Raw genomic sequence first — 16266 nt, forward strand, 5'->3', positions numbered from 1 at the left:
CTATCGGGAATCCCGAAACGTCCGATGCGATCGTAGGAAGATTCTTCCTTTGTGCATTTCAGAATCTGAAGATGCAGCTCAAAGCGTCCTTAGTGTGAAAAATACCCTTGGCTGGATGCATAGGCTTAGGAGCATCTTTCATGGCAGGCAAGCACGGCATGAAACCGGTTTCAAAACATTTCTGAACGCGCTAGATTATCCGGCTGTTTTCTTGATGGCCCATCAAGACCACCCCCCATATTGAAAATCAGATGGCGCTTTTCAAGGCCGCACACAGCCGATGAGGATTCGCAATGCCTGAGCATGCCCCCGACAACCCGCGCAGGGACTTTCTGCGCAAGACCTTGACCTTGATCCCCGTGGTCACCGTGGCCAGCACGGGGCTTGGCGTGGGTGCCAGTCAGCTGCTTGCGGCCCCGCAACACGAGCCCAAAGTGCCGGCCACGCCGCCAGCGGGCAACTACCAGCCGACGTTCTTCACTGCCGAGGAGTGGGCCTTCGTGCAGGCGGCCGTCTCGCGCATCATCCCGGCCGACGAGCTTGGTCCCGGTGCACTTGAAGCAGGCGCTGCCGAATTCATCGACCGGCAGATGAACACCCCCTACGCAACCGGCGCGCAGTGGTACATGCAGGGCCCGTTCAAGGCCGACGCCGCGCCCGAACTGGGTTACCAGCTGCAACTCAGCCCGCAACAGATCTACCGCCTGGGCATCGCCGCCGTGGACGGCTGGTGCAAGGCCAATTCAGGGCAAGTTTTTGCTGCGCAAGATAGCGCTACCCGAGACCGCATTCTCAGCAAGATCGAGGCTGGAGAGCTGGTTTTCGACGCCGTGCCAGCCAAGGTGTTCTTCAGCCTGCTGGTGCAGAACACCCGTGAAGGGTTCTTCTGCGACCCGATCCATGGCGGCAACAAAGGCATGGTCGGCTGGACCCAGATCGGCTTCCCCGGCGCCCGCGCCGATTTCATGGATTGGGTCGAGCGCAACGAGCCTTACCCGTTCCCCGCTGTTTCGATCCGTGGCGAGAGGGCCTGAGGCATGACGACCGTGATGAAAAAAGTGGACGCGGTGATCGTGGGCTTCGGCTGGGCCGGCGCGATCATGGCCAAGGAACTGACCGAGGCGGGGCTGCAAGTGCTGGCCCTGGAGCGGGGGCCGATGCAGGACACCTACCCGGAAGGCAGCTACCCGCAGGTGATCGACGAGCTGACCTACAGCGTGCGCAAGAAGCTGTTCGTCGATGTGTCGAAAGAGACCGTCACCATCCGCCACGGCATGAACGACGTGGCGCTGCCCAATCGCCAGCTCGGTGCCTTCCTGCCGGGCAAAGGTGTAGGTGGCGCAGGCCTGCACTGGTCTGGCGTGCACTTCCGGGTAGACCCGATGGAGCTGCGCATGCGCAGCCACTACGAAGAACGCTACGGGCGCAAGTTCATCCCCGAAGACATGACGATCCAGGACTTCGGGGTCAGCTACGAAGAACTGGAACCGCACTTCGACTTTGCCGAAAAGGTATTCGGTACCTCTGGCCAGGCCTGGACCGTCAACGGCCAGGTCGTTGGCGAAGGGAAGGGCGGCAACCCCTATGCGCCAGACCGTTCCAGCCCGTTCCCGCTGCCTTCGCAGAAAAACGTGGTGTCGGCCAGGCTGTTCGAAAAGGCGGCGGCCAGCCTGGGCTACAAGCCCTACAACCTGCCCTCGGCCAACACCTCTGGCTCGTACACCAACCCGTACGGGGCGCAGATGGGGCCATGCAACTTCTGCGGTTTCTGCAGCGGCTACGTGTGCTACATGTACTCCAAGGCCTCGCCCAACGTGAACATCCTGCCGGCGCTGCGCCAGGTGCCGAACTTCGAATTGCGGCCCAACGCCCATGTGCTGCGGGTGAACCTGGACGACAGCAAGCGCAAGGCCACCGGCGTCACCTACATCGACGCCCAGGGGCGGGAAGTGGAGCAGCCGGCGGACCTGGTGATCCTGGCGGCGTTCCAGTTCAACAACGTACGCCTGATGCTGCTGTCCGGCATCGGCAAACCGTACGACCCCATCAGGAACGAAGGCGTGGTCGGGCGTAACTTCGCCTACCAGAACATGGGCACGGTCAAGGCGTTCTTCGACAAGGACACCTACACCAACAACTTCATCGGCGCCGGTGGCAACGGCATCGCCATCGATGACTTCAACGCCGACAACTTCGACCATGGCCCGCACGGCTTCGTCGGTGGCTCGCCGATGTGGGTGAACCAGGCCGGCACACGGCCGATTGCCGGCGGCGCCACCCCGCCTGGCACACCGGCCTGGGGCAGCGCCTGGAAGAAGGCCACCGCCGATTACTACACCCACCAGGTGTCGATGGACGCCCACGGCGCCCACCAGTCCTACCGTGGCAACTACCTGGACCTCGACCCGACCTACCGCGACGCCTATGGCCAGCCGCTGCTGCGCATGACCTTCGACTGGCAGGAAAACGACATCAGGATGAACCAGTTCATGGTCGACAAGCTGAGCAAGATCGCCCAGGCGATGAACCCCAAGACCATTGCCGTGCTGGGCAAGAAGGTCAAGGACCACTTCAACACCGCCAGCTACCAGACCACCCATCTGAACGGCGGCGCGATCATGGGCACCGACCCGAAGACCAGTGCGTTGAACCGCTATCTGCAAAGCTGGGACGTGCACAACGTGTTCGTTCCAGGGGCTTCGGCGTTCCCCCAAGGGCTGGGCTACAACCCGACCGGGCTGGTGGCTGCGCTGACCTACTGGTCGGCCCGCGCCATCCGCGAGCAGTACCTGAAAAACCCTGGCCCGCTGGTTCAGGCTTGAGGAGCGATGCGCATGAAGACAATGTTGATCGCAACCCTGCTGGGTGCCAGCGTGGCCGCTCAGGCTGCGCCGAATGACGATTCGCAGGTGCGCCAGGGCGAGTACCTGGCCCGCGCCGGCGACTGCGTCGCCTGCCATACCGCCAAGGGCGGCAAGCCGTTCGCCGGTGGGCTGCCGATGGAGACACCGATCGGCACGGTGTACTCCACCAACATCACCCCGGCGGCCAGTGGTATCGGCCAGTACAGCTTCGAAGACTTCGACCGGGCGGTGCGCAAGGGTATCGGCAAGGACGGCAGCACCCTGTATCCCGCCATGCCATATCCGTCTTATGCACGCGTCAGCGAGCAGGACATGCAAGCGCTGTATGCCTACTTCATGAAGGGCGTGGAACCGGTCGAGCAGCCGAACAAGGCCACCGATATCCCTTGGCCGCTGAGCATGCGCTGGCCGCTGGCGGTCTGGCGTGGGTTGTTCGCGCCAGAGGCCAAGCCCTGGCAGGCATCGGCGGCAGCCGACCCGGTGGTCAACCGCGGTGCCTACCTGGTCGAGGGCCTGGGGCACTGTGGTGCGTGCCATACACCGCGGGCGCTGACCATGCAGGAAAAGGCACTGAGCCCACAGGATGGCGAGCAGTTCCTGGCCGGTAGTGCACCGCTGGAAGGCTGGATTGCCAAGAACCTGCGTGGCGACCACAAGGACGGCCTGGGTAGCTGGAGCGAAGAGCAGCTGGTGCAGTTTCTCAAGACTGGCCGTAGCGACCGCAGCGCCGTGTTCGGTGGCATGAGCGACGTGGTCGAGCACAGCATGCAACACATGAGCGACGCCGACCTGACCGCCATCGCCCGCTACCTGAAGACGCTGCCACCGAGCAACCCTGACGACCAGCCGCACGTGTACGACAAACAGGTGGCGGATGCGCTATGGAAGGGTGACGACAGCAAGCCCGGAGCGGCGGTGTACATCGACAATTGCGCGGCCTGCCACCGTACCGATGGCCAGGGCTATACCCGCGTGTTCCCGGCCCTGGCCGGCAACCCGGTGGTGCAGACGGCGGATGCCACATCGCTGATCCACGTGGTATTGGCGGGGGGCACGGTGCCGGCGACGCACGCGGCACCGTCGAACTTCACCATGCCGGCGTTCGGCTGGCGCCTGAGTGACCAGGAGGTTGCCGAGGTGGTGAACTTCATTCGCACCAGTTGGGGTAACCAGGGCAGTGCCGTCACTGCCAGTGACGTGAAATCCCTCCGTTAACTGCATCCCTCTGTCTGCACCCCCAATCCACTGTGGGAGCGGGTTTACCCGCGAATGCGTCGGCACATTCAAAATCGCATTCGCGGGTGAACCCGCTCCCACAGGGTTTTGCATTTACTTTTCTATATTTATCAGTTAGTTAAAGAGCATTCTTATTGCATTTACTATGCATGGATATCGCACTCCCGACCAACGGCATGTTGACGAGCGCGTGCGATTTTGCTGTATTGAAACCGGTTTCATCGCTATCACAACAATCATAAGGACAGCCCATGACCGACGCGCCTGCCCATGCCCGCGAACGGGTCACCATCAGCGAAGTAGCGCGTGTCGCTGGCGTTTCCAAGGCCACCGTCTCCCGTTACATCGGCGGTGACCGCCAGTTGCTCGCCGAAGCCACCGCCAAGCGCCTGGAAGAGGTCATCGAGCGCCTCGGTTACCGCCCCAACCAGATGGCCCGTGGCCTGAAGCGCGGCCAGACGCGCCTGATCGGCATGCTGGTGGCCGATATCCTCAACCCCTATTCAGTGGCCGTGATGCATGGCGTGGAAACTGCCTGCCGCCAGCACGGCTACAGCCTGGTGGTGTGCAACACCAACCGCGACGACGAGCAGGAGCGTCACCATCTTGTGGCCCTGCAGTCCTACAACGTCGAAGGGCTGATCGTGAACACGCTTGGCCATCACCCCGGCGAATTGCTCAACCTGCAGCGCGACATTCCCATGGTGCTGGTCGACCGCCAGTTGCCCGAACTGAATGTCGACCTGGTGGGCCTGGACAATGCCGATGCGGTCGAGCAGGCCCTCGACCACCTGCAAGCTCAAGGCTACCGCGATATCCTGGCGGTAACCGAACCCCTCGATGGCACCAGCTCGCGCCTGGAGCGAGTACAGGCGTTCGGATCCTCGGTCAGCCGTCGGCCCGGCATGCGCCAACAGGTGCTGGAGACCGGCACCGGGCTTGATGAGCAGTTGGCTGCGTTCCTCGCCGGCAACGGCCATGGCCCGCAGGCCATCTTCACCTTCAACGGTGTCGCCACCCTGGCCGTGACCCGGGCCCTGCACGAAGCAGGGCGCAATCTGTTCGTGGACGTCGGGCTGATCGCCCTCGACGACCTCGACTGGTACCCCTTGGTCGGCAGCGGCATCACTGCACTGGCCCAGCCCACCGAGCGAATCGGCGTGGCGGCATTCGAGAGCCTGCTTGGCCGCCTGCGCGGCGACAGCGGGGCAGCCCGGCGCATCGACTTCAAGGCCGAGCTGATCATCCGAGGTTCAACCCAGCCACAGTAATCACAGGCAGGCACCTGCGCGCCTGCTGTCATCAAAAAATGAAACCGGTTTCATAAGGACAAAAACAATGCACTCGAACCCCGTTTCCATCAGCCTCTCCAGCTACGGTGCCGACTTTGTCCGGCAACGTGGCCAGCAGCAGTTCCTTGACCTGCTGGCTGCCGCCGGCGTTACCCGCGTGGAGCTGCGCGAAGAACTGTTCACTCGTGCGCCGGACACTGCAGCGCTGGCTGCAGCCATTGCCGCGCTACGCCTGGAGTGCCTGTACTCCACACCCCTGGAACTGTGGACCGCACAAGGCGAACTTGACCCGCAATTGGCGCAAAAGCTGGAAACTGCCCGCGCCCTTGGCGCGGTCGCGCTCAAGGTTTCCCTGGGCCACTACCATGCGGGCTGTGACGTCGCGGCCTTGACGACGCTGTTGCCGGCGCACGGGCCATTGCTGCTGGTGGAGAACGACCAGACCGCGCAAGGTGGACGGATCGAACCCCTGCAGCAGTTTTTCCAGCGCGCCGACGAGCTCGGGCTGACCCTGGGCATGACCTTCGACATCGGTAACTGGCAGTGGCAGGGCGAGCCTGCCCGGCACGCCGCACGGCAGCTTGGCCGCTGGGTGCGCTATGTGCACTGCAAGGCCGTGCAGCGCCGGGCCGATGGCCGCCTGGTAGCCGTCCCGCCAGAGACTGCGGACCTGCAGGAGTGGGCCGAGCTGATGGCCGAGTTCACCCCCGGCGTGGTGCGTGCTGTCGAGTACCCGCTGGTGAGCGACGATCTGCTGGCGCTGACCCGTGCCCAGGTGCGCGACCTGGCGGCGCTGGGGCAGGGCGTATCGAGTGAGGAGCTGAGCCATGCATGAGCATGACGTGTTGTGTTTCGGCGAGACCATGGCCATGTTCGTCGCCGAGCAGGCCGGCGACCTGGCCAGTGTCGGCCAGTTCGGCAAGCGCATTGCCGGCGCCGACAGCAACGTGGCCATCGGCCTGGCGCGGCTGGGCTTCAAGGTCCGCTGGCTGAGCCGGGTGGGTGACGATTCGCTGGGCCGTTTCGTGCTCGACAGCCTGCGCCGCGAAGGGCTGGACTGCTCCGGCGTCGAGGTGGATGCCAGCTACCCCACCGGCTTCCAGCTCAAGGCCCGCTGCGATGACGGCAGCGATCCGGCGGTGGAGTACTTCCGCCGTGGTTCGGCAGCCAGCCGGCTGTCGCCGGCGCTGCTGCGCCCGGGTTCTCTGCAGGCCCGCCACTTGCACGCCACCGGCATCCCGCCGGCGCTGTCGGACGGCTGCCGGGCGCTGTCGCATGCGTTGATGGACGCCATGCGTGCCGCCGGGCGCAGCATCTCGTTCGACCCCAACCTGCGCCCCTCGCTGTGGCCTGACCAAAGCAGCATGGTGCGCGAAGTCAATGCCCTGGCGGCCAAGGCCGACTGGGTGCTGCCAGGCCTGGAAGAGGGCCGCCTGCTGACCGGGCAGCACACCCCGGCAGACATCGCCGCTTTCTACCTCGACCAAGGGGTGGAACTGGTGGTGATCAAGCTGGGCGACGCCGGTGCCTACTTCCGCAGCGCCAAGGGCGAAGGCCAGGTGGCGCCAGTGCCGGTCAGCCAGGTGGTAGACACCGTTGGCGCCGGCGATGCCTTTGCCGTCGGCGTGCTCAGTGCGCTGCTGGACGGCCACCCGGTAGCCGAGGCAGTGGCGCGTGGCAACTGGTGCGGCAGCCGCGCCGTGCAGTCGCGTGGCGACATGGAAGGGCTGCCGCTGCGCCATGAGCTGCAAGCCCACGACCTGCGCAGAAGCGCCTGAACACTTGACCCGAAACACCTGTTGCAACAAAAACAAAAAGCTCAGGAGAAACGAACCATGCAAAGCCAAAGCCTGGCACCTCGCCGCTGGTGGTACATCATCCCGATCGTGTTCTTCACCTATAGCCTGGCGTACCTGGACCGCGCCAACTACGGGTTCGCCGCCGCTTCCGGCATGGCTGAAGACCTGCATATCACCCCCGCACTGTCTTCGCTGCTGGGGGCACTGTTCTTCCTTGGTTACTTCTTCTTCCAGGTGCCCGGTGCCATCTATGCCGAAAAGCGCAGTGTGAAGAAGCTGATCTTTGTCTGCCTGATACTCTGGGGCGGCCTTGCCACGCTCACCGGCGTGGTCAGCAACGTCTACATGCTGATCGGCATCCGCTTCCTGCTCGGGGTGGTGGAGGCGGCGGTGATGCCGGCCATGCTGGTGTACCTGTGCCACTGGTTCACCCGCGCCGAGCGTTCGCGCGCCAATACCTTCCTGATCCTCGGCAACCCGGTGACCATCCTGTGGATGTCGGTGGTGTCGGGCTACCTGGTCAAGCATTACGACTGGCGCTGGATGTTCATCATCGAAGGCCTGCCCGCCGTCGTCTGGGCGTTCTTCTGGTGGCGCCTGGTGGATGACCGCCCGGCCCAGGTGAACTGGCTGAGCGCGCAGGAAAAGGCCGCCCTTGAGCAGGCGCTGGCTGCCGAGCAGCAAGGTATCAAGCCGGTGAAGAACTACCGCGAGGCGTTCCGCTCGCCGCAGGTGATCATCCTTTCGCTGCAGTACTTCTGCTGGAGCATCGGTGTGTATGGCTTCGTGCTGTGGTTGCCGTCGATCCTCAAGCAGGCGGCCAACCTCGACATCGTGCAGGCCGGCTGGCTGTCGTCGGTACCTTACCTGGCGGCGGTGCTGGGCATGGTGGGTGTGTCGTGGGCGTCCGACCGCTTGCAGAAGCGCAAGCGCTTCGTTTGGCCGCCACTGCTGATCGCCGCCGTTGCGTTCTATGGCTCGTACGCCCTGGGCAGCGAGCACTTCTGGCTGTCGTACGCGTTGCTGGTGGTCGCCGGCGCCTGCATGTACGCACCCTATGGCCCGTTCTTCGCAATCGTGCCCGAGATCCTGCCGGCCAACGTCGCCGGTGGTGCCATGGCACTGATCAACAGCATGGGCGCGCTGGGCTCGTTCGGTGGCTCGTGGCTGGTGGGTTACCTCAATGGCGTCACCGGCGGGCCTGGTGCCTCCTACCTGTTCATGTGCGGTGCGCTGCTGGCCGCAGTGGCGCTTACCGCCGCACTCAATACTTCCCAGACATCCGGCCGGGCCAAGCGCGGCAACTCGCGTCTGGCCATGAACCATTAGGAACCTGTGCAATGAAGAAGCGAATCGTCCTGTACAAACGCCTGTCCGACGACTTGATGGCACGCCTGCAAGAGCGCGTCGAGGTGACCTGGGTGGATACCTCCCAGCCCGATGGCCTGGCCCGTCTGCGCGATGCCTTGCCGGCTGCGCACGGGCTGCTGGGGGCCAGCCTGCGCCTGGACGCCAGCTTGCTCGACCTGGCGCCACAGCTTGAAGTGGTGTCCAGCGTTTCGGTCGGTGTCGACAACTACGACATCGCCGAACTCAGCCGGCGTGGCGTGATGTTGACCAACACGCCCGACGTGCTGACCGAAACCACCGCCGACACGGGCTTCGCCTTGATCCTGGCCACCGCCAGGCGGGTGGTGGAGCTGGCGAACTGGGTGCGAGACGGGAACTGGCAGGCCAACCTCGGCCCGGCGCATTTCGGCAGTGATGTGCACGGCAAGACGCTGGGCATCGTCGGCATGGGCCGCATCGGCGAGGCCCTGGCCCGGCGCGCCGCGGCCGGCTTTGGCATGCGTGTGCTGTATCACAGTCAGCGTGCAAAGCCAGAGGTGGAGGCGCGCCATGCTGCGCGTCAATGCAGCCTGGACGAGCTGTTGCAGCAGGCGGATTTCGTTTGCCTGACCGTGCCGCTGAGTGCCAGCACCGAAGGCCTGATCGGCGCGCGGGAGCTGGCGCTGATGAAGCCCCAGGCAATCCTGGTGAACATTTCCCGCGGGCGCGTGGTGGATGAGCAAGCGCTTATCGAAGCGTTGCGTGCCCGGCGCATACGCGGCGCCGGCCTGGACGTGTTCGTGCAGGAGCCGCTGTCGGCGCAGTCGCCGTTGTTGCAGCTGGACAACGTGGTGGCGACCCCGCATATCGGCTCGGCGACCGAGGAAACCCGCCAGGCCATGGCGCGCTGTGCGGTGGACAACCTGCTCAGTGCCCTGGCTGGTGAGCGCCCGGCCAACCTGGTGAATGGCTAAAGCCAGATCCACAAACCTGCGCGGCCCCTGTGGGAGCGGCCTTGTGTTGCGAAAGGGCTGCAAGGCAGCCCCGGAGTCAATGCGATTCTGAACGCTGCGCCTGCGCTGGCGCAGCACTCTCCACCGGCTCCAGCGGTGGGTGCTCCTGCGCCGCGTGCATCAGATCTTCGGTCACCCGCAGCTCGGCACCGGTCGGCGAGAAGGTGGTCGAAGCTGTAAACGGAGCCGGGTGTTCTGCCGCCGGGCGCTTGCCTCGGCGCCACATGAAGAAGCACACCATGGCCAGGTTGACCACGGCAAAGGCCCAGAACAATCCGGCCTCGCCAAACTCGGTCATCATCGGCGAAATCGCCACCGGCGCCATGGCCGAACCCAGCGAGTTGATCAGCAGCAGGCCCTGGATCATCGGCACCAGTGCATCCGATGGCGCGCGGTCGGCCGCATGGCTGACCGCCACCGGGTACAGGGTGAACACGCCACCACCCAGCAGGAACAGCATCGCCGGCAGCAGGATCGAGTCAGGCGGCAGGAACACCGTCACCAGCGACAGCAGCACGCACAGCCCGGCCAGGGCGATCAGCACATCCTGGCGGTCCTTGCGGTCAGACCAGCGCCCGACCGGGTATTGCAGCAGCATGGCACCCAGAATTACCCAGGCCATCATGTTGCCGACCTCGCCCACATCCAGGCCGATGCGCTGCAGGTACAGCGGCAGCAGGGCATAGATGCCGGCAATGGCCACACCCGAACCGAAGCAGCCGACCAGGCCCGACGGCGCAACGCCCAGCAACTGGCGCGGCTTGAGCGGTTCGACCTGGTCCAGCAGTGGCGACACCCGCGGCAGGATCACGATGGGCAGTACCGACAGGGCGGCGAGCACGCCGGCCAGCATGAACGGTGCGGTGTCACCCATCTGGGTGATTTCGCCAAGGCCGGCCTGGGCGATGACCCCGGCGCCGTAGAAGGCGATCATGTACAGCGCCAGCAGGCGGCCGCGGATCTTGGCGTCACCGGCCAGCAGCAGCCAGCTTTCGATCACCAGGAACACGCCCACTGCCGCCCAGCCGTTGATCAGGCGCAGCACCGACCACCAGGTGACGTCGTAGAACAGGCCTTGCAGCAGGATGGTTACGGCGATCAGCGAGGCGAAGCTGGTATAGGCGCGGATATGGCCGATGCGCAGGATCAGCCGGTCGTTGAAGATGGCACCCAGGGTCAGGCCGATGAAGTAGGTCGAGGAGACCACACCGATGGTGGTGGCTGATTCGCCGGCAGCGCCCAGGCGCAGGGTGGTAAGGGAAGACATGAAGCCGTTGCCCAGGGCAATGATGAACAGCCCGAGCAGGGGCGCCAGCGCCATGGCCAGCAAACGCGGAGACATAGGTACCTCTAGTTGGATGAGCGGAATGAGCGCCTTTTCGGACGCGCACACCGGCTCGACCCGAACGGGGCCGAGTGGCTGCACGGATGTGCCTGGGCTGGATGCGACGTTGCCGGTTGCCACCGTTCAAGGCGACGGGCGAAAAGGAAGCGCGATTCTACGGGCTTGCACGGTTTTGCCCAAGGGGCTTGGGTGTGCGACGAGACGCCGCAGTCTGTGGGCGACACGAATGCGTCTTGGGCGGACATCCCGGGGCCGCTTTGCGGCCCAATCGCCGGCAAGCCAGCTCCCACCTCGACTGCATCGCCCTCAAGCATTGTGCAGTACCTATGGGGGCCGGCTTGCCGGCGATGAGGCCAGAACAGGCAACACAAGACAGCTACTCCCGCATGGTGGTGATACCTCAAGGCTTGGCGCTGTACCTGTGGGAGCCGGCTTGCCGGCGATTGGGCTGCAAAGCAGCACCGGCAATCCCGAAGACTGCGGCATAATGCGGGGCCCACCCCCAAGGAAGGCCCCCATGTTCGCTTCGCTGTTCGCCGTCCTGGCCCCGGTTTTCATCGTCGCCGGCATCGGCTATGCCTGGGCCCGCAAGGGCCTGGACTACCCCACCGAATTCATCGCCCGGGTGGTGATGACCGTCGGCACCCCGTCGCTGGTGCTGTCCACGCTCAGCCGCACCGAGCTGGACCCGAACGCCTTCACCAGCATGGCCATGGCCTGCCTGCTGTGCACCTTGGGCATGGCCCTGGCCGGCTTGCTGGTGTGCCGCGCTTCGGGCATGCACTGGCGTGTGCTGTTGCCGGCGTTCATGTTCCCCAACACCGGCAACATGGGCCTGCCGATCAGCCTTTATGCCTTTGGCGAACACGGGCTGGCCCTGGCCGTGGCGTTCTTCCTGACCCTGTCGATCGTGCAGTTCACCCTCGGCATGGCCATTTCCGGTACTGCGGCTTCGTTCAAGGCACTGCTGCGCAACCCTATCGTGATCAGCCTGGCCGGCGCCATGCCGATCATCTTTCTCGATTTCGAGTTGCCGCGCTGGCTGGCCAATACCGCAGACCTGCTGGGCGGCATGACCATCCCGCTGATGTTGCTGACACTGGGCGTGTCGCTGGCCAGCATTCGCCTGCGCCATGTGGGCAGCGGCATGCTGCTGGGCGGCTTGCGCATTGGCCTGGGGGCTGCCGTGGGCTGGGCGGTAGGTGCGGCGCTGGGCATGGGCAACCTGGAGCGTGCGGTGCTGGTGGTGCAGTCGGCGATGCCGGTGGCGGTGTTCAATTACCTGATGGCGGTGCGCGCCAACCGCGAGCCGGAGCAGGTAGCGAACCTGGTGATGTGTTCCACGGTGCTGTCGTTTGCCTGGTTGCCGGTGGTGCTGGCCTGGTGGATGTAAGCCGCTTGTACCGGCCTCTTCGCGGGCATGCCCGCACACAGGTACAGCGCAGCTCTCAAAACCAGTGGTGCACCTGTGGGAGCGGGCGAGCCCGCGAAGAGGCCGGTAAAGCACACGGCTATTTCTCCTGCAACCGCCACCCCTGGCTGGTCAGCACCATCGCCCGGGTTTCCTTGAGCGGTGCGTCATTGCTGGCCACCGCCTTGCCCAGTTCGGCAATGCTGGCCTTGACCCCGTCATCCCCGGCCCAAGCCGGTAACCCGGTGATCTTGTAGGCATAGGTCACATTCGACATCTTCTGCCCAGTCACCTCGCTCGGCTCACTGAACTGCTCGATCGCGGTGACCTGAGCCTTGCCGAAGCACAGCCCGTTATCCGCCTTGTAATACTTGCGGCCTTCGTCGGTGAGGTCATAGGCGTAGTAGATGTCCGTGCGTGCCGCTTGCCACAGGCGGGCGGGCACCTCGGTGCGCGAGATCTCCTTTTCGCTGACCACACCTACCTGGGCCAGGGCATGCAACGCCTTGTTGGTGCCATGGAGGTCGAAGTCCTGGGTCTTGGTCGGGAATGAACTGATGACGAAGCAGTGTGGGTACTGGGTATCGAGGTAGGCCTGGGCGGCCTTCTGGAAACTGGCCTCGCTGGTTTCCTCGCTGTTCGAGCAACCGGCCAGCGTTGCCAACAGCGCCAGCGGCACGATCTTCCTGTACATGGTGACACTTCCTTGAGTGACAAAGGCAAACGGGTCGTTCGCGATTAGAACCTACGAGCTAGAGCGGCGCAATCATGGCAAGACGGCATCTCTGTGTGGGCTGCTGTGGCCCAATCGCCGGCAAGCCAGCTCTCATAGAACAACACATGACTCATTGGTTCGGCGAGGTTCTATAGGAGCAGCCTTGTGCTGCGAAGAGGCCGGTACTGACAAAGCCTGTCTATTGGCTGTACCGGCCTCTTCGCAGCACAAGGCTGCTCCTACAAAGGACGCGTCAGACGAGCGATATTGGTTCTGTGCGCGAAAGCGCAGCCCAAAGGGCTGGGCAATCTCCCACAGGTACACCACAGGCCTTGAGAGCTGCACCGTAACTGTGGGAGCTGGCTTGCCGGCGATTGGGCCGGTAAAGGCAACATCACTGTTCGCCACGGGTATCGATACTGACCACCACCGACATCCCCGGCCGCAAGCGCCGAGCCTCCGGCTGGTCGGCATCCACGGTAATCCGCACCGGTATGCGCTGGGCAATCTTGACGAAGTTGCCGGTGGCATTGTCCGCCTGCAGCAAGGCGAACTCCGAGCCAGTGGCCGGTGAGATCTGCTGCACATGCCCATGCAGCTTCAGATGGTTCAGCGCATCCACGGTGAAACTCACCGGCTGGCCAATGTGCACATTGGCCATCTGGGTTTCCTTCATGTTTGCGATCACCCACAAGGTGTCGGGCACCAGCGCCATCAACTGCGCTCCGGAATTGACATAGGCCCCCAGTCGCGTGCCGATCTGCCCCAGCTGGCCGTCGCGCGGGGCGGTGACGCGGGTGTTGTCGAGGTCGATGCGGGCCAGCTCCACGGCGGCCTTGGCGTTTTCCACCGAGGCCTCCAGCGCGGCCCGGTTGACCACCACCGTTTCGCGGTCCTGGCGGGCGATTTCCAGTGCTGCCTTTGACCTGGGCAAGGCTGGCGACCGCTGCAGCTTCGCTGGCTCGGGCCAGGTCCAGGTCGCGCCGCGACACCGAGCCATCGCTGACCAACGCCTGGTTGCGGCCGAGGTCGGCCCTGGCTTTGGTTGCCTGGGCGGCGGCATCGCCGATGGCGGCCTGGCGCTGGGCAATGGTGGCTTCGGCACTGTTACGTTGCTGCAGGTTGTTGGCCAGGGCCGCCTGTTGTTGCTGCAGCTGGGCGATGGCCTGGGCCAGGCGTTGCTTGTAGATGCGGTCGTCCAGTTGCACCAGCAGGTCGCCGGCCTTGACGAACTGGAAGTCATGCACCGGCACATCGACGATATAGCCGCTCAACTGCGGCCCGATGATGGTTACCTGGCCGCGCACCAGGGCGTTCTCGGTGCTTTCGATGGCGCTGCTGAATGGCGGCAGGCGCCAGGCATACAGCACCAGCAGAATGCCGGCCAGGGCCACACAGGCGAAGCTGATCGACGAGAGGATACGCACCCGCCGCGAACGCACCGGGCTGGTCGGCTCGCTGGGCGGCGTGGCGCCTTCCGGGGTTTCGGCGATGGCGGTGGTGGTCGTGGTGCGGGTGTTGTCGGTCATCGGGTGGGCGCGCCGGGGGTGGAGTCAGGGGAAAGGGCCCGGCGTTTGGTGTGCCAGAGCCAGGTGCTACGGATACAGATCCAGATCATGGTCAGGATAGCGATGCTGCCGATCAGCACGAACACATCGTTGTAGGCCATGATGTTCGCCTCGCGGGTGGCGGCACTGGCCAGCAGGCGCATGCCGGCTTCGCTGCGCAGGGCCGGGTCGGCAATGATGCCGCCGTAGCCGGCACCGCCACTTTGCACGCGGGCCGTAACCAACGGTTCCAGGTAGCTGAGGCGGTCCATCAGGTGGCTGGAATGGAATTTCTCCCGCCAGGTCTGGAAGGTTCCCAGCAGCGCCGCGCCAATCAGGCCGCCGAGGTTGTTGCAGATGCCGAACAGCACCGAGAAACTCACCAGGTTGCGCGGGTTGGCGCGCACATGGCTGATGCCAAGGGCCATGGATGGGCCGAGGAAGAAGGTGCTGCCGAATGCCAGCAGGAACTGGCTGAGGTACATCTGTGCCGGGCGGGTGAGGTTGCTCGAGCTGCTGTCCATGAAGGCGCCGGTGGCCATGGCCAGCAGCGAGATGAACAGCGGGATCACCAGGTGGTTGGGGTTGATGGTGAGGGCACTGCTGACCAGGCCTGCCACCGCGCCCAGCAGCATGACCGCGTATAGCGTGCGCATCTGCTCGCTGCCCAGGTTCAGCGCCTGCAGGAAGCCGACCGCCCCGGTGGACTGCTCCGAGGTGACCATGCGGATCAGCACCACGCACAGGGCCAGGCGAATGATTGCGCCGCTGCCCAGCCAGCGGGTCATCAGCAGCGGGTTCTGGCGGTTGTGCTCGATGGCCAGGCCGCTGAAGATCAGCGCGATCGAGGCCGCCAGGGCCATGCCGATCCAGGGAGCCTCCAGCCACCAGTCGATACGCCCGAGTGACAGTACGGCGCAAAGCAGGGCGGTGCCGCTGGCCATCAGCGAGAAGGTGAGAAAGTCCAGCGGCTCGAAGGTCTTGAAGCGGTCACCGGGGGGCAGCTTGAGCATCAGCACGCAGCCCAGCGCGGCCAGCGCCAGGCCCAGCTCGAACAGGTACAGGCCGCGCCATTCGGCGATCTGCAGCAGGTCTTCGGAAAATATCCGCGCCAGCGGCAACGCCAGCTGCGAGGCGCCCAGGCCCAGCACCATAGCCTTCAACCGCCATTGCGCCGGGAACGCCTGGATCATGTAGTACAGCCCCAGCGAGCTGAGCGCGGCACCGACCATGCCATGGGCCGCCCGCACGGCGATGGCCGAGTTGAGGTCGTTGACCAGCAGATGGGCGAAGGTGACCAAGGCATAGAGCACCAGGAACACCTCGGTGAACGCGCGCAGGCCGAACTGCTGGCGAAACTTCACCAGCAGCAGGTTGATGGACACGTTGGTCATTACGTAGGCGGCCGGCAGCCAGGCCATCTCCGCTGTGGTTGCTCCCAGCGCACCCTGCAGGAATACCAGGTTGGCGGTGACCAGCGCGTTGCCCAGGCCACCAGTGATCGCCACCAGCAGCCCGACCACGCCGTAGGCCAGGCGTTTGGCGGGTGTGTGCAGGGGCGTGGAGGGGGAGCCCGGCAGGCTGGGTTTTTCGTGGGGGAGCCACTGGCGTGGGGCGTATTTGTCCATGGGGCAGACTGTACTGGAGCGGTCGTTGCAAAAAAACAGTCTACAGCCTGCACCGGCCTCTTCGCGGGTAAACCCGCTCCCACAGGG

General features: G+C 64.5%; 12 protein-coding genes and 1 pseudogene. 9 read left to right on the forward strand and 4 right to left on the reverse strand.

Going from position 1 to position 16266, the window contains the following annotated elements; translation table 11 throughout:
• Positions 1-293: 293 nt before the first annotated feature.
• The 8 genes from IMX18_RS10350 (at position 294) to IMX18_RS10385 (ending at position 9494) form a co-directional block, all read left to right on the forward strand.
• The gene (locus IMX18_RS10350) at positions 294-1034 is read left to right on the forward strand and encodes a gluconate 2-dehydrogenase subunit 3 family protein (RefSeq protein WP_047933478.1); all 741 of its coding nucleotides are present in this window, start codon (positions 294-296) and stop codon (positions 1032-1034) included.
• 3 nt (positions 1035-1037) lie between these two features.
• Positions 1038-2822, forward strand: a complete 1785-nt coding sequence (locus IMX18_RS10355) for a GMC family oxidoreductase (protein WP_015270510.1) — start codon at positions 1038-1040, stop codon at positions 2820-2822.
• Between the two features lie 21 nt (positions 2823-2843).
• Positions 2844-4079, forward strand: a complete 1236-nt coding sequence (locus IMX18_RS10360; RefSeq protein ID WP_371857147.1) for a c-type cytochrome — start codon at positions 2844-2846, stop codon at positions 4077-4079.
• Between the two features lie 272 nt (positions 4080-4351).
• Positions 4352-5371 (forward strand): transcriptional regulator PtxS, encoded by a 1020-nt coding sequence (gene ptxS, locus IMX18_RS10365; protein WP_013972769.1) that lies wholly within the window; start codon positions 4352-4354, stop codon positions 5369-5371.
• Between the two features lie 67 nt (positions 5372-5438).
• Entirely contained in the window at positions 5439-6227 is a 789-nt protein-coding gene (locus tag IMX18_RS10370; RefSeq protein ID WP_015270508.1) for a TIM barrel protein, read from the forward strand.
• Positions 6220-7170 (forward strand): sugar kinase, encoded by a 951-nt coding sequence (locus IMX18_RS10375; protein WP_015270507.1) that lies wholly within the window; start codon positions 6220-6222, stop codon positions 7168-7170. The genes IMX18_RS10370 and IMX18_RS10375 overlap by 8 nt, the downstream gene beginning before the upstream one ends.
• Before the next feature lie 57 nt (positions 7171-7227).
• Positions 7228-8520, forward strand: a complete 1293-nt coding sequence (locus IMX18_RS10380; protein ID WP_015270506.1) for an MFS transporter — start codon at positions 7228-7230, stop codon at positions 8518-8520.
• Positions 8521-8531: 11 nt separating this feature from the next.
• Entirely contained in the window at positions 8532-9494 is a 963-nt protein-coding gene (locus IMX18_RS10385; protein WP_217191356.1) for a 2-hydroxyacid dehydrogenase, read from the forward strand.
• Between the two features lie 76 nt (positions 9495-9570).
• On the opposite strand, the gene IMX18_RS10390 is transcribed toward IMX18_RS10385, so the two are convergent.
• The gene (locus IMX18_RS10390; protein WP_015270504.1) at positions 9571-10875 is read right to left on the reverse strand and encodes an MFS transporter; all 1305 of its coding nucleotides are present in this window, start codon (positions 10873-10875) and stop codon (positions 9571-9573) included.
• Between the two features lie 520 nt (positions 10876-11395).
• On the opposite strand from IMX18_RS10390, the gene IMX18_RS10395 reads away from it, so the two are divergent.
• Positions 11396-12271, forward strand: coding sequence for an AEC family transporter (locus IMX18_RS10395; protein WP_013972763.1), 876 nt, complete (start codon positions 11396-11398; stop codon positions 12269-12271).
• A 118-nt stretch (positions 12272-12389) separates the two neighbouring features.
• Here the strand turns inward: IMX18_RS10395 and IMX18_RS10400 are convergent, their stop codons facing one another.
• The 3 genes and pseudogenes from IMX18_RS10400 to IMX18_RS10410 all read right to left on the reverse strand — a co-directional run bounded on the left by IMX18_RS10400 (position 12390) and on the right by IMX18_RS10410 (position 16179).
• A complete protein-coding gene (locus IMX18_RS10400) occupies positions 12390-12983 on the reverse strand; it encodes a hypothetical protein (protein ID WP_015270503.1) in 594 nt (197 codons plus the stop codon).
• A 415-nt stretch (positions 12984-13398) separates the two neighbouring features.
• Positions 13399-14533, reverse strand: a pseudogene (locus IMX18_RS10405) (HlyD family secretion protein).
• Positions 14530-16179, reverse strand: coding sequence for an MFS transporter (locus IMX18_RS10410; protein WP_015270501.1), 1650 nt, complete (start codon positions 16177-16179; stop codon positions 14530-14532). The pseudogene IMX18_RS10405 and the gene IMX18_RS10410 overlap by 4 nt, the downstream one beginning before the upstream one ends.
• Positions 16180-16266: the final 87 nt, after the last annotated feature.

It is taken from the genome of Pseudomonas shirazica (assembly GCF_015168335.1).
Lineage (GTDB): Bacteria > Pseudomonadota > Gammaproteobacteria > Pseudomonadales > Pseudomonadaceae > Aquipseudomonas > Aquipseudomonas asiatica.

What these genes read in the sequence shown, in the direction of transcription:
- IMX18_RS10390 (WP_015270504.1), bottom strand. Translation starts at nt 10,875, where the DNA reads ATGTCTCCGCGTTTGCTGGCCATGGCGCTGGCGCCCCTGCTCGGGCTG.
- IMX18_RS10380 (WP_015270506.1), top strand. Translation starts at nt 7,228, where the DNA reads ATGCAAAGCCAAAGCCTGGCACCTCGCCGCTGGTGGTACATCATCCCG.
- IMX18_RS10370 (WP_015270508.1), top strand. Translation starts at nt 5,439, where the DNA reads ATGCACTCGAACCCCGTTTCCATCAGCCTCTCCAGCTACGGTGCCGAC.
- IMX18_RS10375 (WP_015270507.1), top strand. Translation starts at nt 6,220, where the DNA reads ATGCATGAGCATGACGTGTTGTGTTTCGGCGAGACCATGGCCATGTTC.
- IMX18_RS10395 (WP_013972763.1), top strand. Translation starts at nt 11,396, where the DNA reads ATGTTCGCTTCGCTGTTCGCCGTCCTGGCCCCGGTTTTCATCGTCGCC.
- ptxS (WP_013972769.1), top strand. Translation starts at nt 4,352, where the DNA reads ATGACCGACGCGCCTGCCCATGCCCGCGAACGGGTCACCATCAGCGAA.
- IMX18_RS10410 (WP_015270501.1), bottom strand. Translation starts at nt 16,179, where the DNA reads ATGGACAAATACGCCCCACGCCAGTGGCTCCCCCACGAAAAACCCAGC.
- IMX18_RS10360 (WP_371857147.1), top strand. Translation starts at nt 2,844, where the DNA reads ATGTTGATCGCAACCCTGCTGGGTGCCAGCGTGGCCGCTCAGGCTGCG.
- IMX18_RS10355 (WP_015270510.1), top strand. Translation starts at nt 1,038, where the DNA reads ATGACGACCGTGATGAAAAAAGTGGACGCGGTGATCGTGGGCTTCGGC.
- IMX18_RS10400 (WP_015270503.1), bottom strand. Translation starts at nt 12,983, where the DNA reads ATGTACAGGAAGATCGTGCCGCTGGCGCTGTTGGCAACGCTGGCCGGT.
- IMX18_RS10350 (WP_047933478.1), top strand. Translation starts at nt 294, where the DNA reads ATGCCTGAGCATGCCCCCGACAACCCGCGCAGGGACTTTCTGCGCAAG.
- IMX18_RS10385 (WP_217191356.1), top strand. Translation starts at nt 8,532, where the DNA reads ATGAAGAAGCGAATCGTCCTGTACAAACGCCTGTCCGACGACTTGATG.